General features: G+C 60.7%; 27 protein-coding genes and 1 tRNA gene. 22 read left to right on the top strand and 6 right to left on the bottom strand.

Annotated features, from left to right (window positions below; genetic code table 11):
* Positions 1–13 precede the first annotated feature (13 nt).
* The 3 genes from AC2CGQ_RS02095 to AC2CGQ_RS02105 form a co-directional block, all read right to left on the bottom strand.
* The gene (locus tag AC2CGQ_RS02095; protein WP_103085531.1) at positions 14–619 is read right to left on the bottom strand and encodes a hypothetical protein; all 606 of its coding nucleotides are present in this window, start codon (positions 617–619) and stop codon (positions 14–16) included.
* A 418-nt stretch (positions 620–1,037) separates the two neighbouring features.
* Positions 1,038–1,112: transfer RNA gene (locus tag AC2CGQ_RS02100), tRNA-Arg, on the bottom strand.
* 129 nt (positions 1,113–1,241) lie between these two features.
* Complete coding sequence (locus tag AC2CGQ_RS02105) at positions 1,242–2,168, bottom strand: formate/nitrite transporter family protein (RefSeq protein ID WP_484593441.1); 927 nt, start codon at positions 2,166–2,168, stop codon at positions 1,242–1,244.
* 228 nt (positions 2,169–2,396) lie between these two features.
* Between AC2CGQ_RS02105 and ccmA the strand changes: the two genes are divergently transcribed.
* The 10 genes from ccmA to mlaA all read left to right on the top strand — a co-directional run bounded on the left by ccmA (position 2,397) and on the right by mlaA (position 10,250).
* Positions 2,397–3,029, top strand: coding sequence for a cytochrome c biogenesis heme-transporting ATPase CcmA (ccmA, locus tag AC2CGQ_RS02110; RefSeq protein WP_004936275.1), 633 nt, complete (start codon positions 2,397–2,399; stop codon positions 3,027–3,029).
* The gene (gene ccmB / locus AC2CGQ_RS02115) at positions 3,029–3,688 is read left to right on the top strand and encodes a heme exporter protein CcmB (protein WP_484593442.1); all 660 of its coding nucleotides are present in this window, start codon (positions 3,029–3,031) and stop codon (positions 3,686–3,688) included. The genes ccmA and ccmB overlap by 1 nt, the downstream gene beginning before the upstream one ends.
* A 120-nt stretch (positions 3,689–3,808) precedes the next feature.
* Complete coding sequence (locus AC2CGQ_RS02120) at positions 3,809–4,546, top strand: heme ABC transporter permease (protein WP_004936270.1); 738 nt, start codon at positions 3,809–3,811, stop codon at positions 4,544–4,546.
* Positions 4,543–4,779: a heme exporter protein CcmD gene (gene ccmD / locus AC2CGQ_RS02125; protein WP_004936267.1), complete on the top strand. Its 237-nt coding sequence runs from the start codon at positions 4,543–4,545 to the stop codon at positions 4,777–4,779. Before AC2CGQ_RS02120 ends, ccmD begins: the two co-directional genes overlap by 4 nt.
* A complete protein-coding gene (ccmE, locus tag AC2CGQ_RS02130; RefSeq protein ID WP_004936264.1) occupies positions 4,776–5,270 on the top strand; it encodes a cytochrome c maturation protein CcmE in 495 nt (164 codons plus the stop codon). The genes ccmD and ccmE overlap by 4 nt, the downstream gene beginning before the upstream one ends.
* Complete coding sequence (locus tag AC2CGQ_RS02135; RefSeq protein ID WP_015378624.1) at positions 5,267–7,237, top strand: heme lyase CcmF/NrfE family subunit; 1,971 nt, start codon at positions 5,267–5,269, stop codon at positions 7,235–7,237. Before ccmE ends, AC2CGQ_RS02135 begins: the two co-directional genes overlap by 4 nt.
* Positions 7,234–7,785, top strand: a complete 552-nt coding sequence (locus AC2CGQ_RS02140) for a DsbE family thiol:disulfide interchange protein (RefSeq protein WP_484593443.1) — start codon at positions 7,234–7,236, stop codon at positions 7,783–7,785. The genes AC2CGQ_RS02135 and AC2CGQ_RS02140 overlap by 4 nt, the downstream gene beginning before the upstream one ends.
* Positions 7,782–8,249 (top strand): cytochrome c-type biogenesis protein, encoded by a 468-nt coding sequence (locus AC2CGQ_RS02145; RefSeq protein ID WP_015378622.1) that lies wholly within the window; start codon positions 7,782–7,784, stop codon positions 8,247–8,249. Before AC2CGQ_RS02140 ends, AC2CGQ_RS02145 begins: the two co-directional genes overlap by 4 nt.
* Positions 8,249–9,463, top strand: coding sequence for a c-type cytochrome biogenesis protein CcmI (gene ccmI, locus AC2CGQ_RS02150; protein WP_015378621.1), 1,215 nt, complete (start codon positions 8,249–8,251; stop codon positions 9,461–9,463). Before AC2CGQ_RS02145 ends, ccmI begins: the two co-directional genes overlap by 1 nt.
* Before the next feature lie 28 nt (positions 9,464–9,491).
* Entirely contained in the window at positions 9,492–10,250 is a 759-nt protein-coding gene (gene mlaA / locus AC2CGQ_RS02155; protein WP_004936247.1) for a phospholipid-binding lipoprotein MlaA, read from the top strand.
* A 117-nt stretch (positions 10,251–10,367) separates the two neighbouring features.
* On the opposite strand, the gene fadL is transcribed toward mlaA, so the two are convergent.
* Positions 10,368–11,690, bottom strand: coding sequence for a long-chain fatty acid transporter FadL (gene fadL / locus AC2CGQ_RS02160; protein WP_033632473.1), 1,323 nt, complete (start codon positions 11,688–11,690; stop codon positions 10,368–10,370).
* A gap of 405 nt (positions 11,691–12,095) precedes the next feature.
* On the opposite strand from fadL, the gene AC2CGQ_RS02165 reads away from it, so the two are divergent.
* From AC2CGQ_RS02165 to sixA, 4 genes are all read left to right on the top strand, one after another.
* Positions 12,096–12,392: a YfcZ/YiiS family protein gene (locus AC2CGQ_RS02165; protein WP_176326406.1), complete on the top strand. Its 297-nt coding sequence runs from the start codon at positions 12,096–12,098 to the stop codon at positions 12,390–12,392.
* Between the two features lie 197 nt (positions 12,393–12,589).
* A complete protein-coding gene (fadI, locus tag AC2CGQ_RS02170) occupies positions 12,590–13,900 on the top strand; it encodes an acetyl-CoA C-acyltransferase FadI (RefSeq protein WP_004936237.1) in 1,311 nt (436 codons plus the stop codon).
* Positions 13,900–16,065, top strand: a complete 2,166-nt coding sequence (fadJ, locus tag AC2CGQ_RS02175) for a fatty acid oxidation complex subunit alpha FadJ (protein ID WP_176326407.1) — start codon at positions 13,900–13,902, stop codon at positions 16,063–16,065. The genes fadI and fadJ overlap by 1 nt, the downstream gene beginning before the upstream one ends.
* Positions 16,066–16,453: 388 nt before the next feature.
* On the top strand, positions 16,454–16,936 hold the full coding sequence (gene sixA, locus AC2CGQ_RS02180) for a phosphohistidine phosphatase SixA (RefSeq protein WP_004936230.1): 483 nt from the start codon (positions 16,454–16,456) through the stop codon (positions 16,934–16,936).
* A gap of 69 nt (positions 16,937–17,005) precedes the next feature.
* Here the strand turns inward: sixA and smrB are convergent, their stop codons facing one another.
* Positions 17,006–17,536, bottom strand: a complete 531-nt coding sequence (smrB, locus tag AC2CGQ_RS02185; protein WP_004936226.1) for an endonuclease SmrB — start codon at positions 17,534–17,536, stop codon at positions 17,006–17,008.
* A 170-nt stretch (positions 17,537–17,706) separates the two neighbouring features.
* On the opposite strand from smrB, the gene prmB reads away from it, so the two are divergent.
* The 6 genes from prmB to AC2CGQ_RS02215 all read left to right on the top strand — a co-directional run bounded on the left by prmB (position 17,707) and on the right by AC2CGQ_RS02215 (position 22,385).
* The gene (gene prmB, locus AC2CGQ_RS02190) at positions 17,707–18,639 is read left to right on the top strand and encodes a 50S ribosomal protein L3 N(5)-glutamine methyltransferase (protein ID WP_484593444.1); all 933 of its coding nucleotides are present in this window, start codon (positions 17,707–17,709) and stop codon (positions 18,637–18,639) included.
* Positions 18,640–18,704: 65 nt separating this feature from the next.
* The gene (gene aroC, locus AC2CGQ_RS02195; RefSeq protein WP_004936219.1) at positions 18,705–19,790 is read left to right on the top strand and encodes a chorismate synthase; all 1,086 of its coding nucleotides are present in this window, start codon (positions 18,705–18,707) and stop codon (positions 19,788–19,790) included.
* Between the two features lie 5 nt (positions 19,791–19,795).
* On the top strand, positions 19,796–20,623 hold the full coding sequence (gene mepA, locus AC2CGQ_RS02200; protein ID WP_088381817.1) for a penicillin-insensitive murein endopeptidase: 828 nt from the start codon (positions 19,796–19,798) through the stop codon (positions 20,621–20,623).
* Positions 20,624–20,626: 3 nt separating this feature from the next.
* Positions 20,627–21,433, top strand: a complete 807-nt coding sequence (locus AC2CGQ_RS02205; protein WP_015378616.1) for a sulfite exporter TauE/SafE family protein — start codon at positions 20,627–20,629, stop codon at positions 21,431–21,433.
* Positions 21,434–21,513: 80 nt separating this feature from the next.
* Positions 21,514–22,071, top strand: coding sequence for an elongation factor P hydroxylase (locus AC2CGQ_RS02210; RefSeq protein WP_015378615.1), 558 nt, complete (start codon positions 21,514–21,516; stop codon positions 22,069–22,071).
* Positions 22,072–22,103: 32 nt separating this feature from the next.
* On the top strand, positions 22,104–22,385 hold the full coding sequence (locus tag AC2CGQ_RS02215; protein ID WP_004936209.1) for a YfcL family protein: 282 nt from the start codon (positions 22,104–22,106) through the stop codon (positions 22,383–22,385).
* A gap of 40 nt (positions 22,386–22,425) precedes the next feature.
* Here the strand turns inward: AC2CGQ_RS02215 and mnmC are convergent, their stop codons facing one another.
* Positions 22,426–24,447 (bottom strand): bifunctional tRNA (5-methylaminomethyl-2-thiouridine)(34)-methyltransferase MnmC2/FAD-dependent 5-carboxymethylaminomethyl-2-thiouridine(34) oxidoreductase MnmC1, encoded by a 2,022-nt coding sequence (mnmC, locus tag AC2CGQ_RS02220; RefSeq protein WP_484593445.1) that lies wholly within the window; start codon positions 24,445–24,447, stop codon positions 22,426–22,428.
* 170 nt (positions 24,448–24,617) lie between these two features.
* On the opposite strand from mnmC, the gene fabB reads away from it, so the two are divergent.
* Together fabB and AC2CGQ_RS02230 are read left to right on the top strand one after the other, a co-directional pair.
* Positions 24,618–25,838: a beta-ketoacyl-ACP synthase I gene (gene fabB / locus AC2CGQ_RS02225; RefSeq protein WP_004936203.1), complete on the top strand. Its 1,221-nt coding sequence runs from the start codon at positions 24,618–24,620 to the stop codon at positions 25,836–25,838.
* 212 nt (positions 25,839–26,050) lie between these two features.
* Positions 26,051–26,272, top strand: a complete 222-nt coding sequence (locus AC2CGQ_RS02230) for a putative periplasmic lipoprotein (protein ID WP_004936201.1) — start codon at positions 26,051–26,053, stop codon at positions 26,270–26,272.
* Positions 26,273–26,310: the final 38 nt, after the last annotated feature.

Raw genomic sequence — 26,310 nt, forward strand, 5'->3', positions numbered from 1 at the left:
TTCCTGAGAGTGATTATTTCTTCGAAGCCTCAATGGCCAGTGTCGTGCAGACTAAACGGATGCCCATCTGCTGAGCGGCGATTGCGCTCATGAGGTATTGAATCAGAAAGACGATGATGATCGGCCAGATAGTCACATCCACATGGGTAGCGCGCAAGATTAACGGGAGAATGATGAGAAATAAAAACGATATTGTCGCCAGATCGCGAAAAAGCAGAAAGCGTTTATTGATATCCTGAATGGCTTCTTCTTTATGATGTTTTCTATAAATTCTATACCACTCAACGTTTTGTTCTCTGGCTGTGGAAGGCAAGGGGATTATATTTTCTTGTAGCCATCGCTCATCAATACGATTGTCACTATACATATATTTACTGAATGCCCTGTGACCCGGCAAGGCATACTTAAACCGCCAGAAGGCGAGTGACGCCTTGGCGTCCGGCGGGATAACCGTAGATAGCAGAAGTAATAAGGGAGGAGCTAAGAATGTACTGGCTATTTTGGCTATTTCGATACTTTCCGATAACGAGACTTGCTGTATCATGACTGAAACCAATATGCTGATATCAAAGGCCAGGAATGCGCCAAGCCAGCCAATGAGTCCTTTCTTTATCGACATTTAAATACCAATGATTTTTAATGGGAGATGTGTATTTCGGGAATATATCAGCAGGGCGTTTTTTTTCAATTAAACAATTCGGTTTTTCTAAATTAAGTCTTTAATTTTATCGCGAGCATTTCTACTTGCTATTTAATTTGTTTTTTATATGTTTTCTTGTGTTTTTGACTGTTTTTATCGTGAGAATGAAACTTAACTTTTATTTAATTTATATTTTTTATGGTTAATTAGTTAATTAATTTAAAATTTTAATGTTTTAGCTAAATTTATTCTTTGGAGTGATTTTTACCGTGAGTTTATATGTGGTTTTAATGGTTCTTTCGTTAGTCTTGGTCGATGAGTTTCCTATGGAGTGCTTTAGGGGACGGTGCACGATGAGTGGCAGAGTGGTGATAGCCCGGCAAGAGGTAAGGAAAAATGGCGTCCCCGACTGGAATCGAACCAGTAACTAGCCCTTAGGAGGGGCTTGTTATATCCGTTTAACTACGGGGACGCTGCGGGCCGGCAACCGAAGCTGCCGGGGCATTATACCTTTTTTTACCCGCAGAATAAGCGCTTAGCGGCGCGTTTGCTCAATACCTCGCCAGTTAGCGCCGAAATTTCCTCGGCTAACCGACGGCGATCACGGTTTTTCCCCGCCGTGGCGCCGTTTTTCCTCTTGCACGCGCGCCGCCTTATTTTTGGCGCTCAAATCGTTGCGGATTTGCGCGTGGCTTATCAGCGCAAAGATAAAGGTGCCGCCGATGATGTTGCCCGCCAGCGTCGGCAGGGCGAACGGATAGACGAATTCCTGCCACCCAATCGCGTCGTTGAACACCAGATAGAGGATCTCCACCGAGCCGACCACGATATGCGTCAAATCGCAAATCGCCACCAGGTAGGTCATCAACACGATCACCCAGATTTTCGCCGCGCCGGCGGCCGGGAACATCCATACCATGGTGGCGATGATCCAGCCGGCCAGGATGCCGTTGGCGAACATTTCTCCCGGCGTATGGCGCATCACCTCTTCACCCAGGCTGATGAAGGCGCGGCGCGTTTCGGCATCTAACAGCGGCATATGGGTAAACGCCAGCGCCGCCAGCGCGGTGCCGATCAGATTGCCGAGCAGCACCACGCCCCACAGACGCAGCAGGATCAGCAGGTTGCGCGGCGTGGGCTTATGCATGATTGGCAACACCGCCGTGACGGTGTTTTCGGTAAACAGCTGCTGGCGCGCCATAATGACAATGATAAAACCGAAGGTGTAGCCGAGGTTCTCAATGAAAAAGCGGCTGGGATCGTCCGGCAAGCGGGCGTGGAAAATGCCTTTTGCCGCCAGCGAGGCGCCCATCGACAGCCCGGCGGCGATCGCCGACCACAGCAGCGCCAGCCCGTCGCGCTCCAGCTCTTTTTCGCCTTCCATCCGGATCTGTTCATGCACCGCCGCCGCGCGCGACGGCAGATTCTCTTCCCTGACTTCGATTTCGCGCTTGCCCTGTTCCTGCTCTTCACTCTCTACCCGCATCGTTTCATCCTGCTCATGCTCCTGGCGTTGCTGTTCGTTCATGCTGTCGCTCCTGCTCAATAAGGGTGAGGTCACGTCATTAAGCGTAGTTGCCCGGCCTAAATGCGGCGAAATACAGAAAAAGGTAACAAGAGTTAAAATCCGCCGCTTTTTTCCGCGCATTCTTGATCCTGCTCGCCATATTGGCCCCCGGCGCGCCCGCCGCAGGCTGCGTGTGGGGAAAGGCTTATGCTATGATTCGCTATCCCAAAGAAAAATATGAGTTCCCCGATGCTGGAAGCCAAAAGTCTGAGTTGCGTGCGCGATGAGCGCATCCTGTTTAGCGAACTAAGCTTTTCAGTTCAGCCGGGCGATATCATTCAGGTAGAAGGGCCGAACGGCGCGGGCAAGACCAGTTTGCTGCGCATCCTCGCCGGTCTGGCGCGGCCGGACGGCGGTGAGGTGTGCTGGCGCGGGCGTAACACGCTGCGCGATCGCGCGGCGTATCAGCAAGATTTGCTGTTTATCGGCCATCAACCGGGCATCAAAGCCGTATTGACACCCTTCGAAAATCTGCAGTTTTATCAGGCGGTGCGCGGCGCGGCCGAGCAGCAGGCCATCTGGCGCGCGCTGGAGCAGGTGGGGTTGGTGGGCTACGAAGATCTGCCGGTGGCGCAGCTTTCCGCCGGGCAGCAGCGGCGCGTGGCGTTGGCGCGCCTGTGGCTCAGCGCGGCGCCGCTGTGGATCCTCGATGAGCCGCTAACGGCGATCGATAAACAGGGCGTGGCCGAGTTGATTAGCCTTTTTGAGCAACATGCACAGCGGGGCGGCATGGTATTGTTGACCACCCATCAGGATTTGGCCGGCGTCAGCCAAACGGTGGGCAAAATTCGTTTGGCGGAACACGACGCGGGGAGTTTGTGATGTTTTTGACTCTGGTGCGTCGCGAATTGAAGATCGCCTGCCGTAAAGGGTCGGAGATCGTCAACCCGCTGTGGTTTTTCCTGATTGTGATCACGCTGTTCCCGCTGGGGATTGGCCCTGAACCGCAGCTGCTGGCGCGCATTGCGCCGGGCATCGTGTGGGTGGCGGCGCTGCTGGCCTCGCTGCTGTCGCTGGAGCGGCTGTTTCGCGACGATTTCCTCGATGGCTCGCTGGAGCAGCTGTTGCTGCTGCCGACGCCGCTGCCGATGACGGTGCTGGGCAAAGTGTGTGCTCACTGGGTCGTGACGGGATTGCCGCTGCTGCTCCTGTCGCCGCTGGTGGCGCTGCTGTTGTCGCTTGATATGCAAACCTGGCTGGCGATGGCGGGGACGCTGCTGCTCGGCACGCCGACGCTGAGCCTGATCGGCGCTATCGGCGTGGGGCTGACCGTCGGCCTGCGCAAAGGGGGCGTGCTGCTCAGCCTGCTGGTGCTGCCGCTGTATATCCCGGTGCTGATCTTCGCCACCGGCGCGATCGACGCCGCCGCGATGGGTATGCCGATTGATGGTTACCTGGCGATACTCGGCGCGATGCTGGCGGGCAGCGTGACATTGGCGCCGTTTGCCGCCGCAGCGGCGCTGCGAGTGAGCGTGCACTAGCTAACAAATTGAATGAACAGACGGGGCAAGGCCGGCAAGAGCGTACCCCGCAGAAGATTTTCGCCGTTTCGAACGCTCGAGGCGGTCGACGCATAAAAATTACCGTGAGCACTGACGACAATGTGGAAATGGTTACATCAACTGGCGCGGCCTGAACGGCTGTATCACGTCTGCGGCCGCTTTATCCCCTGGCTGGGGCTGGCGGCGGCGGCCTGCCTGCTGCTTGGCTGGGCATGGGGCTTTGGCTTCGCGCCGAAGGATTATCAGCAGGGCGACAGCTTCCGCATCATTTATATTCACGTGCCGGCGGCCATGTGGTCGATGGGCATCTACGCCTCGATGGCGGTGGCGGCGTTTATCGGCCTGGTGTGGCAGATGAAAATGTCCGATACCGTGGTGGCGGCGATGGCGCCGATCGGCGCGGTGTTCACCTTTATTGCGCTGGTGACCGGCTCCGCCTGGGGCAAGCCGATGTGGGGCACCTGGTGGGTATGGGACGCGCGGCTGACCTCCGAGCTGGTGCTGCTGTTCCTCTATATGGGCGTCATCGCGCTGTATAACGCCTTCGAAGACCGCCGCCTGGCGGGCCGCGCCGCCGGCATTCTGGTGCTGGTCGGCGTGGTGAATATCCCGATCATCCATTTCTCCGTCGAATGGTGGAATACGTTGCATCAGGGTTCGACCAATATGCAGCAATCCATCGCGCCAAGCATGCGCACCCCGCTGCGCTGGGCGATCCTCGGCTATCTGCTGTTGTTCGTCACGCTGACGCTGATGCGCCTGCGCAATCTGATCCTGTTCCAGGAGCGCCAGCGCCCGTGGGTTGCCGGGCTGGTGAATAAGGAGCGTCAGTCATGAATGCCGCGTTTGATTCCTGGTCGGCGTTTTTCGCCATGGGCGGTTATGCCTTTTATGTCTGGCTGGCGGTCGCCGCCACGCTGATTTCGCTGTTGGGGCTGGTGGCGCACACCGTCTGGCAGCGGCGGCAGTTGCTCGCCGAGATCGGCCGCCGTCAGGCGCGCGAACGGCGCATTCGCCATGCGCAACAGTCAAAACAAAAATCCGCCGCACCGCGGGAGAAATCATTGTGAATCCACGTCGTAAAAGCCGCCTTTATCTGGCGATCGTTGTGCTGATCGGCATCGCGCTGACCGCAACCCTGATGCTGTACGCGCTGCGCTCCAACATCGATCTGTTCTACACCCCGGGTGAAATCCTGCAGGGTAAGGGCGAAAACCATGAGAAGCCCGAAGTCGGCCAGCGGCTGCGCATCGGCGGCATGGTGATGCCCGGCTCGGTGAAACGCGATCCCAATACGCTGCAGGTCAGCTTCAAGATTTACGATGCGCGCGGCGCGATCGGCGTGACCTACACCGGCATTCTGCCGGACCTGTTCCGCGAAGGGCAGGGCGTAGTGGCGCAGGGCGTGCTGGGCGAGGGCAACGTGGTCAACGCGCGCGAAGTGCTGGCCAAGCACGACGAGAAATACACCCCGCCGGAAGTGGCCGACGCGATGAAAGAGAATCACAAAGGGCCGGCGGAAGCGTATAACGCGCCGCAGGCTGAGGGCGCCAAGTCATGATGCCGGAACTGGGCAGTTTTCTGCTGTGCCTGGCGCTGGCGATCGCGCTGCTGCTGAGCATTTACCCGCAGTGGGGCGCGGCGCGGCAGGACAGCCGCATGATGGCGGTGGCTCGGCCGCTGACCTATGGCATGTTCGCGGCGATTGCGCTGGCGTTCCTGTGCCTGGTGCATGCTTTCGTGGTCAACGATTTTACCGTCGCCTACGTGGCCACCAACTCCAATACCCAACTGCCGGTGTATTACCGCATCGCCGCCACCTGGGGGGCGCATGAAGGTTCGCTGCTGCTGTGGGTGCTGCTGCTGAGCTGCTGGTCGCTGGCGGTGGCGTTGTGCAGCCGGGCGATGCCGCAGGATGCGGTGGCGCGGGTGCTGTCGGTGATGGGGATGATCACCGCCGGTTTCCTGCTGTTCATCATCATGACCTCCAATCCGTTCACCCGCACGCTGCCGAACTTCCCGATCGACGGCAGCGATCTCAACCCGCTGCTGCAGGATATCGGCCTGATCTTCCACCCGCCGCTGCTGTACATGGGCTATGTCGGCTTCTCGGTCGCCTTCGCGTTCGCCATCGCCTCGCTGATGGCCGGCCGGCTCGACACCGCCTGGGCGCGCTGGTCACGCCCGTGGACCACCGCCGCCTGGGTGTTCCTCACGCTGGGCATCGTGCTCGGATCGGCCTGGGCCTACTATGAGCTGGGCTGGGGCGGCTGGTGGTTCTGGGATCCGGTGGAGAACGCCTCCTTTATGCCGTGGCTGGCCGGCACCGCGCTGATGCATTCGCTGGCGGTGACCGAGAAACGCGGCACGTTCAAAGCCTGGACGGTGTTGCTGGCGATCACCGCTTTCTCGCTGTGCCTGCTGGGCACCTTCCTGGTGCGCTCCGGCGTGCTGGTCTCGGTGCACTCTTTCGCCTCCGATCCGGCGCGCGGCATGTTTATTCTCGCCTATCTGGTGATCGTGATCGGCGGCTCGCTGCTGCTGTACGCGGTCAAGGGCGGCCAGGTGCGCAGCCGGGTGCAGCACGAGACTTTCTCGCGAGAGACCTTCCTGCTGGGCAACAACGTGCTGCTGATCGCCGCCATGCTGGTGGTGCTGTTGGGCACGCTGCTGCCGCTGGTGCACAAACAGCTGGGGTTGGGCAGCATCTCGATCGGCGAGCCGTTCTTCAACACCATGTTCACCTGGCTGATGGCGCCGCTGGCGCTGCTGTTGGGCATCGGGCCGCTGGTGCGCTGGCGCCGCGATGAGCCGGGCAAGCTGTGGCGCCGCCTCGGCGTGGCGCTGCTGGCGACGCTGGTGCTGTCGATTCTGCTGCCGTGGTTGCTGCAGGACAGCATCGCCGGCATGACGGTGGTGGGCCTGATTATGGCGCTGTGGGTGATCATCCTGACGCTGATGGAGCTGCATGAGCGCGCCACCCACCGCCACGGTTTCTGGCGCGGTCTGCGGCAGCTGTCTCGCAGCCACTGGGGCATGGTGCTCGGCCACCTCGGCGTGGCGGTGACGGTAATCGGCATCGCCTTCAGCCAGAATTACAGCGTGGAGCGCGACGTGCGGATGAAGGCCGGCGACAGCGTGGATATCCACAACTATCACTTCGTGTTCCGCGACGTGCATGACATTCGCGGCCCGAACTACAGCGGCGGCGTCGGCATCATCGACGTCACGCGCAACGGCAAGCCGGAGGCGACGCTGCACGCGGAGAAACGTTACTACAGCGTGGCGCGCAGCATGATGACCGAGGCGGCGATCGACGGCGGGTTCAGCCGCGATCTGTACGCGGCGCTGGGCGAGGAGCTGGAAGACGGTTCCTGGGCGGTGCGCCTGTATTACAAACCCTTCGTGCGCTGGATCTGGTTCGGCGGTGTCTTTATGGCGATCGGCGGCCTGCTGTGCATTCTCGACCCGCGTTATCGCATGAGCAAAAAGCTCAAGCGTGAAGGCAAACTGGAGGCGCAATCATGAAGCGTAAGCTGCTGTTTATCCCGTTGGTGCTCTTCCTGCTGCTGGTGGCGGCCCTGATGGTGCAGCTGACGCGCAACGCGGGCGGCGAAGATCCGACCATGCTGGAGTCGGCGCTGATCGGTAAGCCGGTGCCGACCTTCAGGCTGGAATCACTGGATCAGCCTGGCAAAACCTACGATCAGGCGGTGCTGCGCGACGGCAAGCCGATCTTGCTCAACGTCTGGGCCACCTGGTGCCCGACCTGCCGCGCGGAACACCAGTATCTCAATACGCTGGCGGCGCGCGGCGTACGGGTGGTCGGCCTGAACTACAAAGACGATCGCACCAAGGCGGTGACCTGGCTCAACTCTCTCGGCAATCCCTACGCCCTCAGTCTGTACGACGGCGACGGCATGCTGGGGTTGGATCTCGGGGTGTACGGCGCGCCTGAGACCTTCCTTATCGACGGCCAGGGGATTATTCGCTATCGCCACGCCGGCGACATGAATGAGCGCGTCTGGCAGCAGGAAGTGCTGCCGCTGTATAAAAAGTACGGGGGTGAGGCATGAGGCTGATTGTTCTGCTATGCGCCGCGCTGCTGAGCTGGAGCGCCGCCGCGGCGATCGATACCTATCGCTTCAACTCCGTCGAGCAGGAGCAGCAGTATCGCGAGTTGACCGAACAGCTGCGCTGCCCGAAATGCCAAAACAACAGCATTGCCGATTCCAACGCCATTATCGCCGCCGACATGCGCACCAAGGTGTACGAGCTGATGATGCAGGGGCAAAGCAAGCAGCAGATCATCGATTACATGGTGGCGCGTTATGGCAACTTCGTCACCTACGAGCCGCCGGTAACGCCGGCGACGCTGATCTTGTGGATCGGCCCGCTGCTGTTCGTATTGATCGGCGGGGCAGTGGTGATCCTGCGCACCCGTCGCAAGCCCGACGCGGCGGTGGACGATGCATTCTCCGAACGGGAACGGCAGCGCCTGGCGGCGCTGTTGCAAGAGACTGACAGGAAGAAACCCTAATGGCTTTTTGGCTGATTATTTGCGTGTTGCTGGCCGGCGCTGCCGCGTTGCTGGTGGTGCCGGCGATGCGCCGCGGCAAGCAGAGCGCCGCCACGCGCGATGCGCTGAACAAGGCGTTTTATCAGGATCGCCTCAGCGAGTTGGAGCAGGATGAGCAGCAGGGCGTGGTAGCCGAGCGCCCGGAACTGGTCAAAGAGCTGCAACAGAACCTGTTGAACGACATCCCGGCCGAGCAGATGGCGCAGGCGAAGCCGATCAACCGCTGGGCGCTGGTGCCGGGCGTGCTGTTACTGCTGGCGGTGACCGTTGGCTTTTATCTGAAAACCGGCGGGCTGGCGCAGGTGCTGGACTGGCGTCTGGTGCAGGCGCAAATGCCGGAATTGCGCGAGCGCGTTGCCAATGAGCGCGCCAAACCGCTGAGCATGGAAGAGATTGCTCGCCTCGGGCTGGGGCTGCGCACCGCGCTGCAACAGGACGATCGCAACATCAGTGACTGGATGATGCTGGGGCGCGTCGGCATGGCGCTGAATAATGCCACCACCGCTACGCAGGCGTTTGCTCATGCTTATCAATTGGATCCGAATAGTCTGGAAGTGCGGCTCGGCTATGCCGAGGTCTTGACGCGCTCCAACGATCCGGAGGATAACAAGCAGGCGGCGCAGCTGTTGCGGCGCATGATCGCGGAAAACCACGGCGATCCGCGGGTGCTGAGCCTGCTGGCGTTCAATGCCTTCGAACAGGGCGATTTCAAGCAGGCGATCGGCGCCTGGCAGGTGATGCTGCAGCTGCTGCCGGCCAACGATCCGCGCGCGGAAGTGATAAAGCGCAGTATTGCACAAGCAAAAGCCCAGGCAGGCGGAGAAAATGTTAAACTGAATGTGACCGTTGCGCTGTCACCGCAGGCGGCGAAAGCCATGCCGCCGCAGGGGACGCTGGTCATTTCGGTCACCGACGGCGTCAGCCCGGTGCCGGTCGCGGTAAAACAATTGCCGCTGAGCCGTTTTCCGCTGTCTTTCTCACTGGATGACAGCAACGCCATGATGCCCGAGCGTCTGCTCTCGGCGCAGCATCAGGTGCAGGTGCGTGTGCGCCTCTCACAGGACGGATTGGCCACGCCGCAGCCGGGGGACTGGTTCGGCGAAAGCTCGCTGCAGACATTCAGCGGTAAAGAGCAGGTTAGCGTTCAGATAAACAAGCAGGTCCCTGAAAAATAAGACCGAACGTGTTTTTATGGAGAAAAATATGAACTTTCGCCTGACTGGGGTGGCATTCGCAACGGTATTACTGGTGGGCTGTGCCAGCGCGCCAGACAACGATCCGCAAGGGCGTTCCGATCCGCTGGAAGGATTTAACCGGACGATGTTCGACTTCAACTACAACGTCCTGGATCCTTATATCCTGCGTCCGGTCGCGGTGGCCTGGCGTGACTACGTGCCGATGCCGGCGCGTAACGGCATCAGCAACTTCACCTCCAACCTGGAAGAGCCGGCCAGCATGGTCAACGCCTTCCTCAAGGGCGATCCCTACCGCGGGATGATCCACTTCAACCGTTTCTTCCTGAACACCCTGCTCGGGATGGGCGGCCTGATCGACGTGGCCGGCATGGCCAACCCGAAACTGGCGCGCGAAGAGCCGAACCGCTTCGGCAGCACGCTGGGGCATTACGATGTGGGCTACGGTCCGTACGTGATGCTGCCGGGCTACGGCAGCTTCACGCTGCGTGAAGACGGCGGCGACTTTGCGGATACGCTGTATCCGATGCTGAGTTACCTGACCTTCTGGATGTCGGCGGGCAAATGGGTGGTCGAGGGTATCGAAACCCGCGCTCAACTGCTGGATTCCGACGGCCTGCTGCGCAACTCCTCCGATCCTTATGTCATGGTGCGCGAAGCTTACTTCCAGCGCCACGACTTCATCGCCAACGGCGGTTCGCTCAAGCCGGAAGAGAACCCGAACGCCAAGGCGATTCAGGGCGATCTGGACGAGATCGACTCGCAGTAACCGCCGGCCTTATGCCAATGAAAACCCGCCGTCTGGCGGGTTTTTTTACGCCCGCGGCGAGCGACAGGCAAAGAAAAAGCGCCCCGCGGGGCGCTTTGGCATCCATCTCAGGCGAGATTAGAAGCGGTAGTTGAAGTTGGCGCCGTACAGCCAGGCCTTGCCTTCGGAGGTGAAGGTGTAAGGACCTTCATTGATGGTGACTTTCTGGCCGTGCATGTAGGACACGCCGACGTCAACCGAGGCGTCTTTGTTGAACGCATAGGTGGTACCGGCACTCAGCCAGAAACGGTCCTGATCCGGAATGGAGATCGAACGGTTTTGGGCAGGCACCGGGCTGTCATCGAAGGCGATACCGGTACGGAAGGTCCAGTTATCGTCGTAGAAGTAGGTGGTGCCCAGCGCGATGCGGTAAGCGTCTTTGAAGCCTTCATGCTTCTGGAACAGCGTCTGGCCGTTGTTGCCGGTGGCTTTCAGCTCCTGGAACTGGCTCCAGCTGGTGTAGGCCAGGCTGTAGTGGATAGCCCACTGCGGCGCCACTTTGTTGTAGCCGGACAGTTCCCACATTTCCGGCAGGTGCAGGCTCAGAGAACCCGGAATGGTGGTGCCGTTGGTGCCCCACGGCAGACCTTTAGAGGCCAGCAACGGGTTGAAGGCTGAAGGCAGGCTGCTTTTGTAATCGCCGTCAAAGTCGATTTTCACTTCTGAGCGATAGGTGAAGCCGTAACGGTTGTTTTCATCCACTTCGTACAGAATACCGGCGTTCCAGCCGAAGCCCCATTCGTCGCCTTTCAGGTGCGAAATCTGGGTATCTGCCGGGATCTGCGAAACCGGGCCGGCCAACTGCGGCGGTAACTGGCCCGATCCGGCGATCAGTTTTGGCAGATCGCCGGCATAGCGCTCGAGTTTGGCCTTGGCATAAACGGCGTCAAAGCCCAGACCGAAGCTGAAGTTCTTGTTCAGGCGATAAGCGCCGCTCAGGTTAAGGTTCAAGGTTTCCAGGTCGGTTTTGCCGCCCATGGAACCCGCCGCGTAACCGTCGTTGTATTCGGTCGCCAAACCGAAGTTGCTGGTGACCGAGCCGCCTACGGCGAATTGATCGTTAATCGGGTGAACATAATGCAGGTTCGGCACCCAGGCGGTCGGCGCGATGTTTTTCGCATCCAGACTGGCGCCGGAAGGGGATTGGCCACTGATATCGACGTCCGGATCGATGAAGACTGCGCCGAAAGAGAGTTCCGGGCGGGTATACATCATCAGCAACGCCGGGTTGCGGCTTGCGGAGGCCGCCGTATCCGCCATGGCGCCTTCGCCAGAATACGAACGTCCTAAACCAGCTGATGAGAACTCATTCAGCTGGAATCCTGCGGCAGACACGTTTGAAGAAATAATTGCCACTGCAGCTGCGAGAGCTGATTTAGTCAATAGGTTTTTCTGGCTCATGACCAAAACCTCATTATGTGTTTATTATTTAAACTATTGTTACACGAAGTAACAAGGAGCGCGGGATTGTAGGGTCCGTTATCGTTCAGACAAATCAGACCAGTGGCTGAAGTATAGGTCTGACCTGTGAAAATGTTGCAAGTTTGTTTTTGAAATATTTCCAACCTGATATCAAAAAAGAGATCTGCTTAACAAAAAGCCAGCGGTAAATAACAAAATTCTTACCATTCCTTAGCAGTCGCTCATTTTTATTTGTGATTTCCATCACTTAAAACACCCAGTAAAAGTAAGTGCTAGTGATTGCCGGCGCGGAAGCGTAAAATACCTGCAGAATTTTGTGGCTTTGTGCCGGTGAGTGAAACGGCAATTTGGGCTGATAACCGAGGCCCTTGAGGAGAACCAATCATGTCAGATGCAATTAATAAATGCAGCGCCCAGGAAACCGCCGCGTGTTGCTGCGTGGATGTCGGCACCGTGATGGATAACACCGATTGCACCGCATCCTACAGCCAGGTGTTCAGTAATAAACACGATGCGGAGGCGATGTTGGCGGCCCTGAGCGAAAAGGCGCGCGCGGTCGAATCCGACCCTTGTGACATCAGCAGTAGCATTAAACCGGTTGACGGCGGCGTGCAATTGGAGGCCGATTTCACCTTCGCCTGCCAGGCGGAAACTCTGATCTTCCAGCTCGGCCTGCGTTAATCCCGACTTTACCCCCGGCGCCGCCTGTTGTGCGCCGGGGATTTCCTTTCCCGTACCCCCTCCCGATAGAAAGTGCGCCTGCTCGCAGTTTTGATCTCTGCCGGTTTGCCAAATGTAACCGTTTGGTTAACAATGACCTCATCAGGTCAGACCTCTTTCTGCCCATTGCGCTGACGTTATTTTCTTCAGGAGCATTTATGAGTAAGGCACTGCCGTTGGTGACCCGTCATGGTGACCGCATTGCGATTGTGAATGGACTGCGTACCCCCTTTGCCAAACAGGCGACCGCCTATCACGGCATTCCGGCGGTGGATTTAGGGAAAACGGCGGTGAGCGAGCTGTTGGCGCGCAGCGGTATCGATCCGCAGCTTATCGAGCAGTTGGTGTTCGGCCAGGTGGTGCAAATGCCCGAGGCGCCGAACATCGCGCGTGAAATCGTGCTGGGCACCGGCATGAGCGTCCATACCGACGCCTACAGCGTGTCGCGCGCCTGCGCCACCAGCTTCCAGGCGATCGCCAACGTGGCGGAGAGCATCATGGCCGGCAGCATCAGCGTCGGCATCGCCGGCGGGGCGGACTCTTCTTCCGTCTTGCCGATCGGCGTCAGCAAGGCGTTGGCGCGCACGTTGGTGGACGTCAACAAGGCGCGCACGCTGTCGCAGCGCCTCAAATTGTTCAGCCGGCTGAAATTCCGCGATCTGATGCCGGTGCCGCCGGCGGTGGCGGAGTATTCCACCGGCCTGCGCATGGGCGATACCGCCGAACAGATGGCGAAAAGCCACGGCATCACCCGTGAAGCGCAAGATGCGCTGGCGCACCGTTCCCACGAGCTGGCGGCCAAGGCCTGGCGGGAGGGGTGGCTGCGCGATGAGGTGATGACCGCCTACGTGCCGCCATACCGCGCGCAGCTTTCCGAAGACAACAACATCCGTAAAGACTCCAGCCTGGCGTCCTACGCCAAGCTGAAACCGGCGTTCGATCGCAAACACGGCAGCGTCACTGCGGCCAACAGCACGCCGTTGACCGACGGCGCGGCGGCGGTACTGATGATGAGCGAATCGCGCGCCAAAGAGCTGGGCCTGCAGCCGCTCGGCTATCTGCGCAGTTTCGCTTTCGCCGCCATCGACGTGTGGGAAGACATGCTGCTGGGGCCTTCCTACGCCACGCCGCTGGCGCTGGATCGCGCCGGCATCGGTCTGGCCGATCTGACGCTCATCGATATGCATGAAGCTTTCGCCGCGCAAACGCTGGCTAACCTGAAGATGTTCGCCAGCGAAGCGTTCGCCCGTGAGAAGCTTGGCCGCAGCCAGGCGATCGGCGAGGTGGACATGGACAAATTCAACGTCCTGGGCGGTTCCATCGCCTATGGCCACCCGTTCGCCGCCACCGGCGCGCGCATGATCACCCAGACGCTGCGTGAGCTGAAACGCCGCGGCGGCGGGCTGGGCCTGACCACCGCCTGCGCCGCCGGCGGGTTAGGGGCCGCGATGATCGTGGAGGTGGAATAATGAGTTTCGAAAACGCATTGCATGAACAGCGCGCCAAACCGTCGGCCTTTCAACTGACGATCCGCCCCGACAACATCGGGGTGATCACCATCGACGTGCCGGGCGACAAGGTCAATACGCTCAAGGCCGAGTTCGTCGAACAGGTGAACGACGCGCTGATCCGGGCGCAGCAGCACACTGCACTGGAAGGGCTGGTGATCGTTTCCGGCAAGCCGGACTCGTTTATCGCCGGCGCCGACATCACCATGATCGCCGCCTGCACCAGCGCCAAAGAGGCGGAAACGCTGGCCAAGAAAGGGCAGAGCACGCTGGCGCAGATCGCCGCTTTCCCGGTGCCGGTGGTAGCGGCCATCCACGGCGCCTGCCTGGGCGGCGGGCTGGAATTGGCGCTGGCCTGCCACGGCCGCGTCTGTTCGCTGGATGACAAAACCGCGCTCGGTCTGCCGGAAGTGCAGCTGGGCCTGCTGCCGGGCTCTGGCGGCACTCAGCGCCTGCCGCGCCTGATAGGCGCCGCCAAGGCGCTGGACATGATCCTGACCGGCAAGCACATTCGCGCCCGCCAGGCGCTGCGCATGGGGCTGGTGGACGACGCCGTGCCGCAATCGATCCTGTTGCAGACCGCCATCGAGCGGGTGAAACAGGGCTGGAAACATCAGCGCGAGCTGCCGTGGCAGGATCGCCTGCTCAATGGCCCGTTGGGCAGAAATCTGCTGTTCAGCATCGTGCGCAAGAAAACGTTGGCGAAAACCCACGGTAACTACCCGGCGGCGGAGCGCATTATTCAGGTGGTGCGCACCGGGCTGGATCACGGCAGCGCCAGCGGCTATGAGGCCGAAGCGCGCGCCTTTGGCGAGCTGGCGATGACGCCGCAGTCGGCGGCGTTGCGCAGCCTGTTCTTCGCCTCCACCGCGCTGAAAAAAGAGCGGGGCGGCAATGCTCAGCCGCATGCCCTGCATCGCGTCGGCATTCTCGGCGGCGGCCTGATGGGCGGCGGCATCGCCTGTGTCACCGCCACGCGCGGCGGTTTGCCGGTGCGCATCAAAGACATCAATGAAACCGGCATCAATCATGCGCTGAAATACAGCTGGGACGTGCTCGGCAAACGGGTACGCAGCAAGCGCATGCGCCCGGCGGAGCGGCAAAAGCAGATGATGCTGATCTCCGGCTCCACCGATTACACCGGCTTCGAGCAGGTGGATATCGTGGTCGAGGCGGTGTTTGAGGATCTGGCGCTGAAGCAGAAAATGGTGGCTGAGGTCGAAGCGAACTGCGCGCCGCATACCGTGTTCGCCTCCAACACCTCTTCGCTGCCTATCGGCCACATCGCCGAACAGGCCCAGCGGCCGCAGCAGGTGATCGGTCTGCACTACTTCAGCCCGGTGGATAAAATGCCGCTGGTGGAAGTGATCCCGCACGCCGGCACCAGCGAACAAACCATCGCCACCACCGTAGCGCTGGCGCACAAGCAGGGCAAGACCGCCATCGTGGTGGGCGACAGCGCCGGTTTTTATGTCAACCGCATCCTGGCGCCGTACATCAACGAAGCGGCGCGCTGCCTGCTGGAAGGCGAGCCCATTGAATCGCTGGACAAAGCGCTGGTGGACTTCGGCTTCCCGGTCGGCCCTATCACCCTGCTGGATGAAGTGGGCATCGACGTCGGCACCAAAATCATTCCCGTGCTGGTCGAGGCGCTGGGGCCGCGTTTCGCCGCGCCGGCCGCGTTCGATGCGGTGCTGAAAGACGGGCGCAAAGGGCGCAAGAACGGCCGCGGCTTCTATCTCTACCCGAGCGAAGGGCAGCAGCGTCAGCGGCGTAAGCGCGCGGATACCTCATTGTATACGTTGCTCGGCGTCACGCCGAAGGCGCACATGCTGCCGGCGACCGTCGCCCAGCGCTGCGTGATGATGATGCTGAACGAAGCGGCGCGCTGCCTGGATGAAGGCGTGATCCGCAGCGCGCGCGACGGCGATATCGGTGCGGTGTTCGGCATCGGTTTCCCGCCGTTCCTCGGCGGCCCGTTCCGCTATATGGACGAGCTCGGCGCCGAGAAAGTGGTGAAGACGCTGGACTACCTGCGCCAGCAGCACGGCGAGCACTTCGCGCCGTGCGAGCGCTTGCAGCGCATGGCGCAGCAGGGCGAACGCTTTTACCCGCTGGGGAGCTGAACGCAGGGCGGCCCGATTTGCACTATAGTTGCAACAGGGTCGCGTTGTGATCGCCATCACTCCTTGCGACAGCGTCAGCCGGTGAGGCTGTACAGCAAGGCTGAGGCAGCGGTAAGTTAGCTTGACCGCCATCAATAAATTTCATGGCGGCAAGGTTAAAATTTAACCCGTTGAATTGATTGTTCTGTGAGCAATCGAGGTTTGCCCGGGGAGGGTTGCTGTAAAAAACAGCGTTTTCTTTAGGCAAACTTTCAGGCAAAATGCCCGGCCGCCATAAAGAGACGGCGCGTTATCGTTTTAAAGCTTTGGCTTTGGGTTGGAAAACTCGGCGGTACAGCACGCACGGCGTTTCTGTATAGCGTTACTTTGTCAACAACAGCGGTGCAATATGCAAGTTTTGATTATGCGTCACGGAGAGGCGGCGCTCGAGGCAGCCAGCGATGCGGTAAGGCCCCTTACCCTGTGCGGCCGCGACGAGTCCCGTCAGATGGCGGCCTGGTTGAACACCAAGTCTGTGGATATTGAACGCGTGCTGGTCAGCCCCTATCTGCGGGCCGAACAGACGCTGGCGACGGTGCGTGAAGCCTTGACGCTGCCGGAGGGCGAAGAAGTGCTGCCCGAGCTGACGCCGGGCGGCAACGCCGAACAGGTCGGCAGCTATCTGCAGGCGCTGGCGATGCAAGGGGTGAGCTCGGTGCTGATCGTGTCGCACCTGCCGCTGGTGGGGTATCTGGTGGCCGAACTGTGCCCGGGCGAGTGCCCGCCGATGTTCGCGACCTCGGCGATCGCCAACGTCGATCTGCCGGCGGACGGCAGCTACGGCAAGTTTGAATGGCAGGTCAGCCCATCACAGGTGATGGCCAAAGTGTGAACCGCGGATGCGGTGCGGAATAAACTCAGGGCGATGTCTGACATCGCCCTGAGTCGTTTCTGTGGGGGGTTACTCGGCCAGCTCCACCAGCAGCAGGATGGCGGCGTTGCCACCCCATTCCTTCGGCGCCTGGTGGAACGCCAGCACGTCGGGGTGCTGCGCCAGCCACAGCGGCGTTTGCTGCTTGAGGATATGCTTGCCGTGCCCATGCATCACGCAGGCGCAGTGCACGTGCTCGCGTTTGCAGGCGGCGATCAGCGCCCCCAGCTCCTGCTTGGCCTGCAGCTGGGTCAGGCCGTGCAAATCGAGAAACAGCTCCGGCGAATAATCGCCGCGCCGCAGCTTCTTCAGCTCATACGGGCTGCTGCCGGGGCGCACGTAGCGCGTCGGACCTTCCTCTTCCAGCTGCGGCTGGTATTCATCTGAAAAATAATAGCTGGCATCGACCTGCTCCTGCAGCAATCGCTGCGGCGCAATCTGTTTGACCTTGGGCTTCGGCGGGCGGTGGACGATGGTGTCCTGGCGCAGCTTTTTCGCGCCCGCCACCGACTCTCTGAAGAGCTGTTGTTCGTCTTTGCTCAGAGGGGGCTTGTTCTTCATGCTTCATTCACCGGAAATCGTTTATTTCGCTAGTTTACCTTGTGAATGAGCGCTGTCGACGCAAAACTCGGGCCAGAGTGAAAAGCGCGAGGGGCAAGCGTGATTTGTCGCGGGCTTCATGGCAAACTATGCGGCTAAATCATGAAACACAGCGCCTGCCGGAGGGCAAATTGGACAAAATTTTCGTCGACGAAGCAGTGAACGAACTGCACACCATTCAAGATATGCTGCGCTGGACGGTAAGCCGCTTCAACGCCGCCAATATCTATTATGGTCACGGAACCGATAATCCGTGGGACGAAGCGGTGCAATTGGTGCTGCCAAGCCTGTTCCTGCCGTTGGACATTCCGGAGGACATGCACATCGCCCGTCTGACTTCCAGCGAGCGCCATCGCATCGTTGAGCGCGTGATCCGCCGCGTCAACGAACGCATCCCGGTCGCCTATCTGACCAACAAGGCCTGGTTCTGCGGCATGGAATTTTACGTCGACGAGCGCGTGCTGGTGCCGCGTTCACCGATCGGCGAGCTGATCAACGATCGTTTCAGCGCGCTGATCCCGCACCCGCCGCGCCATATCCTCGACATGTGCACCGGCAGCGGCTGCATCGCCATCGCCTGCGGCTACGCTTTCCCGGAAGCGGAAGTGGACGCGGTGGACATCTCCAGCGAAGTGCTGGCGGTAACCGAGCGCAATATTCAGGCGCACGGCGTCGAACATCAGGTGATCCCGATCCGTTCCGATCTGTTCCGCGACGTTCCCGCGATCCAGTACGATCTGATCGTCACCAACCCGCCTTACGTCGATGCGGAAGACATGTCGGATCTGCCGCAGGAGTTCCGCTTTGAGCCGGAACTGGGGCTGGCGGCGGGCAGCGACGGCCTGAAGCTGGTGCGCCGCATCCTGGCGTGCGCGCCGGACTACCTGACCGACGACGGCGTGCTGATTTGTGAAGTGGGCAACAGCATGGTACATCTGATGGAACAATATCCGGACATCCCGTTCACCTGGCTGGAATTCGAAAACGGCGGCGACGGCGTGTTCATGCTGACCAAGCAGCAGCTGGTGGATTGCAAGGATCACTTCAGCCTCTATCGCAGCTAAGCCGCATTTCCAAGGCCCGCATGGCGGGCCGCATAACGATAAAAGACTAACGGTAAGGAGCCGTGATGGCAGGAAACAGTATTGGGCAGATTTTCCGCGTCACCACCTTCGGTGAATCTCACGGGGTGGCGCTGGGTTGTATCGTCGACGGCGTGCCGCCCGGCATCCCGCTCACCGAAGCCGATTTGCAACACGATCTGGACCGCCGTCGTCCGGGCACCTCGCGTTACACCACCCAGCGCCGTGAACCGGATCAGGTGCGCATTCTCTCCGGCGTATTCGAAGGCGTGACCACCGGCACCAGCATCGGTCTGATCATTGAAAACACCGATCAGCGCTCGCAAGACTACAGCGCCATCAAAGACGTGTTCCGTCCCGGGCATGCCGACTACACCTACGAACAGAAATACGGTCTGCGCGACTATCGCGGCGGCGGCCGCTCTTCGGCGCGTGAAACCGCCATGCGCGTCGCGGCGGGTGCTATCGCCAAGAAATACCTGCAGCAGAAGTTCGGCGTGCAGGTGCGCGGCTATCTGGCGCAGATCGGCGACGTGACCTGCGAGCTGAAAGACTGGGATCAGGTCGAACAGAACCCGTTCTTCTGCCCGGATCCGGACAAGCTGGAAGCGCTGGACGAACTGATGCGCGCGCTGAAAAAAGAGGGTGACTCCATCGGCGCCAAGGTCAGCGTGATTGCTGAAAACGTGCCGGTTGGCCTGGGTGAGCCGGTGTTTGACCGCCTCGATGCCGATCTGGCGCACGCGCTGATGAGCATCAACGCGGTGAAAGGCGTGGAGATCGGCGACGGGTTCGCCGTGGTGACCAAACGCGGCAGCGAAAACCGCGATGAAATCACCCCGGAAGGCTTCCAGAGCAACCATGCCGGCGGCATTCTCGGCGGCATCAGCAGCGGCCAACCGGTGATCGCGCATCTGGCGCTGAAGCCGACCTCCAGCATTATGGTGCCGGGGCGCACCATCAATCGCCAGGGCGAAGCGGTGGAAATGGTCACCCGTGGTCGCCACGATCCGTGCGTGGGCATCCGCGCCGTGCCGATCGCCGAAGCGATGATGGCGATCGTGTTGATGGATCACCTGCTGCGCCAGCGCGCGCAAAACGGTGATGTGGTTTCCGACGTACCGCGCTGGTAATCGCCATGAAAAACTGGATGTTGGGCCTGGTGGCCCTGACGGCCTCCGCCTCTGCCATGGCGCTGACGCCGTGGCAGAAAATCGATCATCCGGTGGCCGGCGCGCCGCAGGCGGTGGGCGGTTTCGCCAACGGCTGCGTCATCGGCGCGCAGCCGTTGCCGCTGAACTCACCGAACTACCAGGTGATGCGTACCGACCAGCGCCGCTATTTCGGCCACCCGGATCTGCTGGCGTTCATACAGCGCCTCAGCAGCAAAGCGAACCAGAAAGCGCTGGGCACGGTGCTGATCGGCGATATGGCGATGCCGGCCGGCGGGCGCTTCAGCAGCGGCCACGCCAGCCACCAGTCTGGGCTCGACGTCGACATCTGGCTGCAGCTGCCGCGCCAACGCTGGAGCGCGCAGCAATTGCTCAAGCCGCAGCCGATCGACCTGGTGTCGGGCGACGGCAAGCAGGTGGTGGCGAACCAATGGCAACCGCAAATTGAGTCGCTGATCAAGCTGGCGGCGCAGGATGCGGAGGTGACGCGTATCTTCGTCAACCCGGCGATCAAGCAGCGTCTGTGTCTGGACGCCGGCGCCGATCGCGCCTGGTTGCACAAGGTGCGGCCGTGGTTCGGCCACCGTGCGCACATGCACGTGCGCCTGCGTTGCCCGGCCGGCAGCCTGGAGTGCCAGGAGCAGGATACGCCGCCGCCGGGCGATGGCTGCGGCGCCGAACTGGCGAGCTGGTTCGTGCCGCATCAGCCTAACGCGAAGCCGGGCAAATCCGTGCCGCCGCCGTTGCCGCCGACCTGTCAGGCATTGCTGGATCACCATTTCTCAGCGGAATAACTCATGGACTGGTTCGTCATTGGCCCCGAGATGCTCGGGGTGTTGTTTGCGGTAGCGCTGCTGGCGGGGTTTATCGACTCTATCGCCGGCGGCGGCGGATTACTGACGGTGCCGGCCTTGCTGGCAGTGGGGGTTCCTCCGGCGCAGGCGCTGGCGACCAATAAGCTGCAGTCGGTCGGCGGCTCCTTCTCCGCCAGTCTGTACTTCATTCGTCGGCGAGCGGTGAACCTCAACGACCAGAAGCTGACGATTTTTCTGACGCTGATCGGCTCGATCGCCGGCGCCATTCTGGTGCAGCATATGCGCGCCGATGTGCTGCGGCAGATGTTGCCGCTGCTGGTGATCGGCATCGGTCTCTACTTCCTGCTGATGCCGCGCCTGGGTGAGGAAGATCGTCAACGCCGCCTCGGCGCCTTGCCGTTCGGGCTGGTGGCCGGCGGCTGCGTCGGGTTTTACGACGGCTTCTTCGGCCCCGGCGCCGGCTCATTCTACGCGCTGGCCTATGTGACGCTGTGCGGTTTCAACCTCGCCAAGTCCACGGCGCACGCCAAGGTGCTGAACTTTACCTCCAACGTCGGCGGGCTGGCGCTGTTCATCATCGGCGGCAAGGTGGTGTGGAGCATCGGTCTGGTGATGCTGGTGGGGCAGGTGCTGGGGGCGCGTTTGGGCGCGCACATGGTGCTGACTCGCGGGCAGAAACTGATTCGGCCGATGATCGTGATCGTCTCGCTGGTGATGAGCCTCAAGCTGCTTTACGACAATCACGGCGCAGAGATTCAGCAGTGGCTGTCCGCCTTCTTGCACGGTTAAAGATGAAGAGGGTGCGCTGCTTACGCGCCCTGTCTTATCGGATATAATGGCCTCTTTATTTTTGTGGTTATAGAATTTTTATGTCAGACACACAGACCCGTCATCACTATGAGCAGTTGATCGCGATCTTCAATCGGTGCTTCAGCGATGACTACAACACCCGCCTGGTGAAGGGCGACGACGAACCCATTTACCTGCCGGCCGACGACGAACTGCCGTATCACCGCATCGTGTTCGCCCACGGCTTCTACGCCAGCGGCCTGCACGAAATCTCGCACTGGTGCATCGCCGGTGAAGCGCGCCGTCAATTGGTGGACTTCGGTTATTGGTATTGCCCGGACGGGCGCGACGCGCAGACCCAGAGCGAATTCGAAGCCGTGGAGATCAAACCGCAGGCACTGGAATGGATGTTCTGCGTGGCGGCCGGTTTCCCGTTCAACGTCAGCTGCGACAACCTGAACGGCGACTGCGAGCCGGATCGCATTGCGTTCCAACGCAAGGTGCGCGCCCGGGTATTGGCGCTGCTGGAGCAGGGAATACCCACAAGGCCTGCGCGCTTTATTCAGGCGCTGCAATCGTTCTACAATACGCCACCGTTGGCGGCCGAGCATTTTCCGTATCCGGAAGATCTCAACTGACGCCACAGCCCGTTATTTAATGAGGAAATTTGATGATCGCAGAATTTGAAGCGCGCATTTTGGCGCTGATTGATGACATGGTAGAGCACGCCAGCGATGATGAACTGTTTGCCGGTGGCTACCTGCGCGGTCATCTGACGCTGGCGGTGGCCGAAGCGGAAGAGCAGGGCGAACACACCGCCGCAGCGCTGAAAGCGCGGGTGGAGGAGAGCCTGCACAAAGCGATCGCCGCCGGGGAACTCTCGCCGCCGGATCAGATCCTGGTGCGCGGCATGTGGGAAAACCTCTATCAGGCTGCAACCCCTGCCGCCTGATCGTCATGCCGGGGCGCGTCGCCGCGCCCCTCAAGGTTGATTAAACCGCACGGCCTTTCAGCAATTTCCGCACCCACATTCGATTCGGATTTAACGCCGCCAGCAGACGCGCGTCGCCCGGTAACGGTTCGCCGAACAGCTGCGCCGCCAGAATTTCCGCCGCCAACGGCGCCGAACATAGCCCGCGCGATCCCAACCCACCGATAGCGAACAGGCCGGGATAGACCGGCGCATCGGCGACGGTTTCGCCGCGCTGGTTCTGCCGCTGCAAATCCTGATACTGCGTCAACGTGGCCTGATAGTCCGGCAGCGCGCCGACCATCGGCAAATGATCGCGGGTGGCGCTGCGCACGCCGCAGCGCGCCTGCTGAGCGCTGACGTCCACCTGCTGCGGCCAGGCCTGTTCCGGCAGGCAGCGCAGCAGGCGTTCACGGTTTTCCTGTTGCTCCTGCTCGCGGTAGTCGGTGGCGATGTCGCCGCGCTGATAGCTGGCGCCGATGCAGTGCTGGCCGTTGTTGGCATTAACCGGCGTCAGGTAGCCGTCGTAACACAAGACCTGTTTCAATTGACCGAGGGCCGGCGAGCTTGGGATATGCGACACCTGCCCGCGTACCGAATACAGCGGCAGGGCTTCCGTCGGCGCCAGTTCGGCCAGCCGGTGGCCGTTGGCCAGGATCACCGTCGCATGGCTGCGGCTTTCGCCGTGGGCGAAATCGATGCGCCAGCCGTTTTCTTCCTGCGTCAGCCTCTGTGCATCGTGCCGGTAGTGGCAGACCAAGCCCTGACGCTGCGCCAGCGCGATAGCGCCGCGCGTCAGCTCGGCCGGGCACAGCCAGCCGCCTAGCGGGTAGGTGATGCCGCCAAAGCCGGTATCGACGCCGCACCGATCGCTGAGCGTCTCGCGGTCGGCCGCCGTCGCCAAGGCCTGCGGCCAGTCGGTTTTCAGCATATTGGCGATCTTGGCGCCGCTTTTGTCGTCATAGGCCAACTGGCTGACGCCGCACCACTGGTGATCAAAGGCGACGCCTTGTTGCAACAGGGCGTCGTACTGGCGACGGGCGAAGGGAAACGCGGCGCTGAAGAAACTCTCCAGCGCGTCGCCGCTGCCGTTCAGCAAAGGATAAATCGCGCCCTGGCGGTTGCCGGATGCCCCCTCCGCCGCCTGTTCGTCGGCGCAGTACAGCGTGACGGTGGCGCCGCGCCGCAGCAGGGCCAGCGCAGTGAGCGCGCTGGCGACGCCGCCGCCGATCAGGGCGACGTCGGCGGTGTTGTCCGCCGCCGGGCGTCGATACCAGGGCGCCGGATGTGCGGCGGGCTGCGCATCGGCCGGGAGTTCGCCGGCGAGCATCTCACGCTTTTGGCCGAAGCCTTTGCAGCGGTTGACCTGAAAACCGGCCTGTTGCAAGCCGCGACGCACGAAGCCGGCGGCGGTAAAGGTGGCGAAGCTGCCTCCCGGCCGGGCGAAACGCGCCATGGCGACGAACAGTTGATCGGTCCACATGTCGAGATTTTTTGCCGGTGCGAAGCCGTCGAGGAACCAGGCATCCACCTGGTTATTCATGCTGGCGTCAAACTGCGGCAGCAGATCGTTGACGTCGCCGAACCACAGATCGAGCGTAATGCGGCCTTCGGCCAACAGCAGGCGATGGCACCCCGGCAACGGCAGCGGCCATTGGGCGCGCAGTTCGTCGGCGTAAGGCGCCAGCTCCGGCCAGCGCGCATGCGCCGCCGCCAGGTCAGCCTGCTGCAGGGGAAATTTTTCGAAGCTGATAAAGTGCAGGCGCTGCAGCGTCGCGTCCGGCTCGGCCTGGCGGAAGCCGGCGAAGGCCTGCCACAGCGTGAGGAAATTGAGCCCGGTGCCGAACCCGGTTTCCGCCACGACAAACAGCGAGCGCGGATGGGCGGCGAAACGTTGCGGCAGCCGATTGCCGTGCAGGAAGACGTAGCGGGTTTCTTCCAGCCCATCCTGATTGGAAAAATAGACGTCATCAAACTGTTTCGAAACAGGTGTACCCTGTTCGTTCCAGGTTAGCGTTGCGGTTTGGATGGGGGCGTGGTTCACGGTCAATGGCTCGAAATTCAAGGGATGCCGCGAATTCTAACGGCGCTGGCGCCCCGGCGCAAACTGGACGACAATAAAGCTGAAAAACGCTGATCGGACTTGTTCGGCTTACATCTGTACGCTAAAGTGCGATGCAAAATCCCGTAGGTAAATAGTGGAAGAGGTATTGAATGAAACGTGCAGTGATTACTGGCCTGGGAGTTGTCTCCAGCATTGGTAATAACCAGCAGGAGGTCCTGGCAAGCCTGCAGGAAGGACGTTCTGGGATCACTTTCTCCCAGGAGCTGAAAGATTCCGGCATGCGTAGTCACGTATGGGGGCAAGTTAAGCTCGACACTACCGGCCTGATCGACCGCAAGGCGGTGCGTTTCATGAGCGACGCTTCCATTTATGCCTTCCTGGCGATGCAAGAAGCGATCGCTTCTTCCGGTTTGAAGGAAGAAGAGTATCAAAACAACCCGCGCGTGGGCCTGATCGCCGGTTCCGGCGGCGGTTCTCCGCGCTTCCAGGTGTTCGGCGCCGATGCGATGCGCAGCCCGCGTGGCTTGAAAGCGGTTGGCCCATACGTGGTCACCAAAGCCATGGCTTCCGGCGTTTCCGCCTGCCTGGCGACGCCATTCAAAATCCACGGCGTGAACTACTCCATCAGCTCCGCTTGCGCGACCTCCGCACACTGCATCGGTAACGCGGTTGAGCAAATCCAGCTGGGCAAACAGGACATCGTGTTCGCCGGCGGCGGCGAAGAGCTGTGCTGGGAAATGGCCTGCGAGTTCGACGCGATGGGTGCGCTGTCCACCAAATACAACGACACGCCGGAAAAAGCCTCTCGCACCTATGACGCCGATCGTGACGGTTTCGTCATCGCCGGCGGCGGCGGCATGGTGGTGGTTGAAGAGCTGGAGCACGCGCTGGCGCGCGGCGCGCACATCTATGCGGAAATCGTCGGCTACGGCGCGACTTCCGACGGCGCCGACATGGTTGCCCCTTCGGGCGAAGGCGCAGTGCGCTGCATGAAGATGGCGATGCAGGATCTGGATGCGCCGATCGATTACATCAACGTGCACGGCACCTCTACGCCGGTAGGCGACGTGAAAGAGCTGGGCGCCATTCGTGAAGTGTTTGGCGACAATACCCCGGCCATCTCCTCCACCAAGGCGATGACCGGCCACTCGCTGGGCGCCGCGGGCGTGCAGGAAGCGATCTACAGCCTGCTGATGCTGGAGCACGGCTTTATCGCGCCGAGCATCAACATCGAAACCCTGGATGAACAGGCGGTCGGCATGAACATCGTGACTCAGCCGACTCAGCGCGAGCTGACCACCGTGATGTCCAACAGCTTCGGCTTCGGCGGCACCAACGCCACCCTGGTGATGCGCAAACTGGCGAAATAATTCCGCCTGAGCTTCACCTCGCCATCAAGCCCGCGTTTTCGCGGGCTTTTTACTGCCCTAAGCCCATTTGACGGGCGCTCGGAGTTTTCCCAAATCACATCCCCTGACACATCATTACCTCGCCATTACACGCGTTGGGCATACAATAGCCTGGTAGCATGATTATCGCTCGGCGTAGCTTTCTAAAGTGATCGAACATTGAGGCAAGAAGTATGAAAAAGTTAATTGCGGTTGGGTTACTGTCGGCCGTGTTGGCCGGATGCGCCACCGATTCTCCCTGCGTGCCGGTCTATGATGACCAGGGGCGTCTGGTGCACACCAACACCTGCATGAAGGGTACCACTCAGGATAACTGGGAAACCGCGGGCGCGATCGCCGGCGGCGCGGCGGCGGTTGCCGGTCTGACCCTTGGCATCATCGCGCTGACCAAGTGATCGGCGCGGAACAGGACCAAGCCCGGCCATTGCGTGCC

The organism is Serratia sp. DFXYC6, from assembly GCF_057196085.1.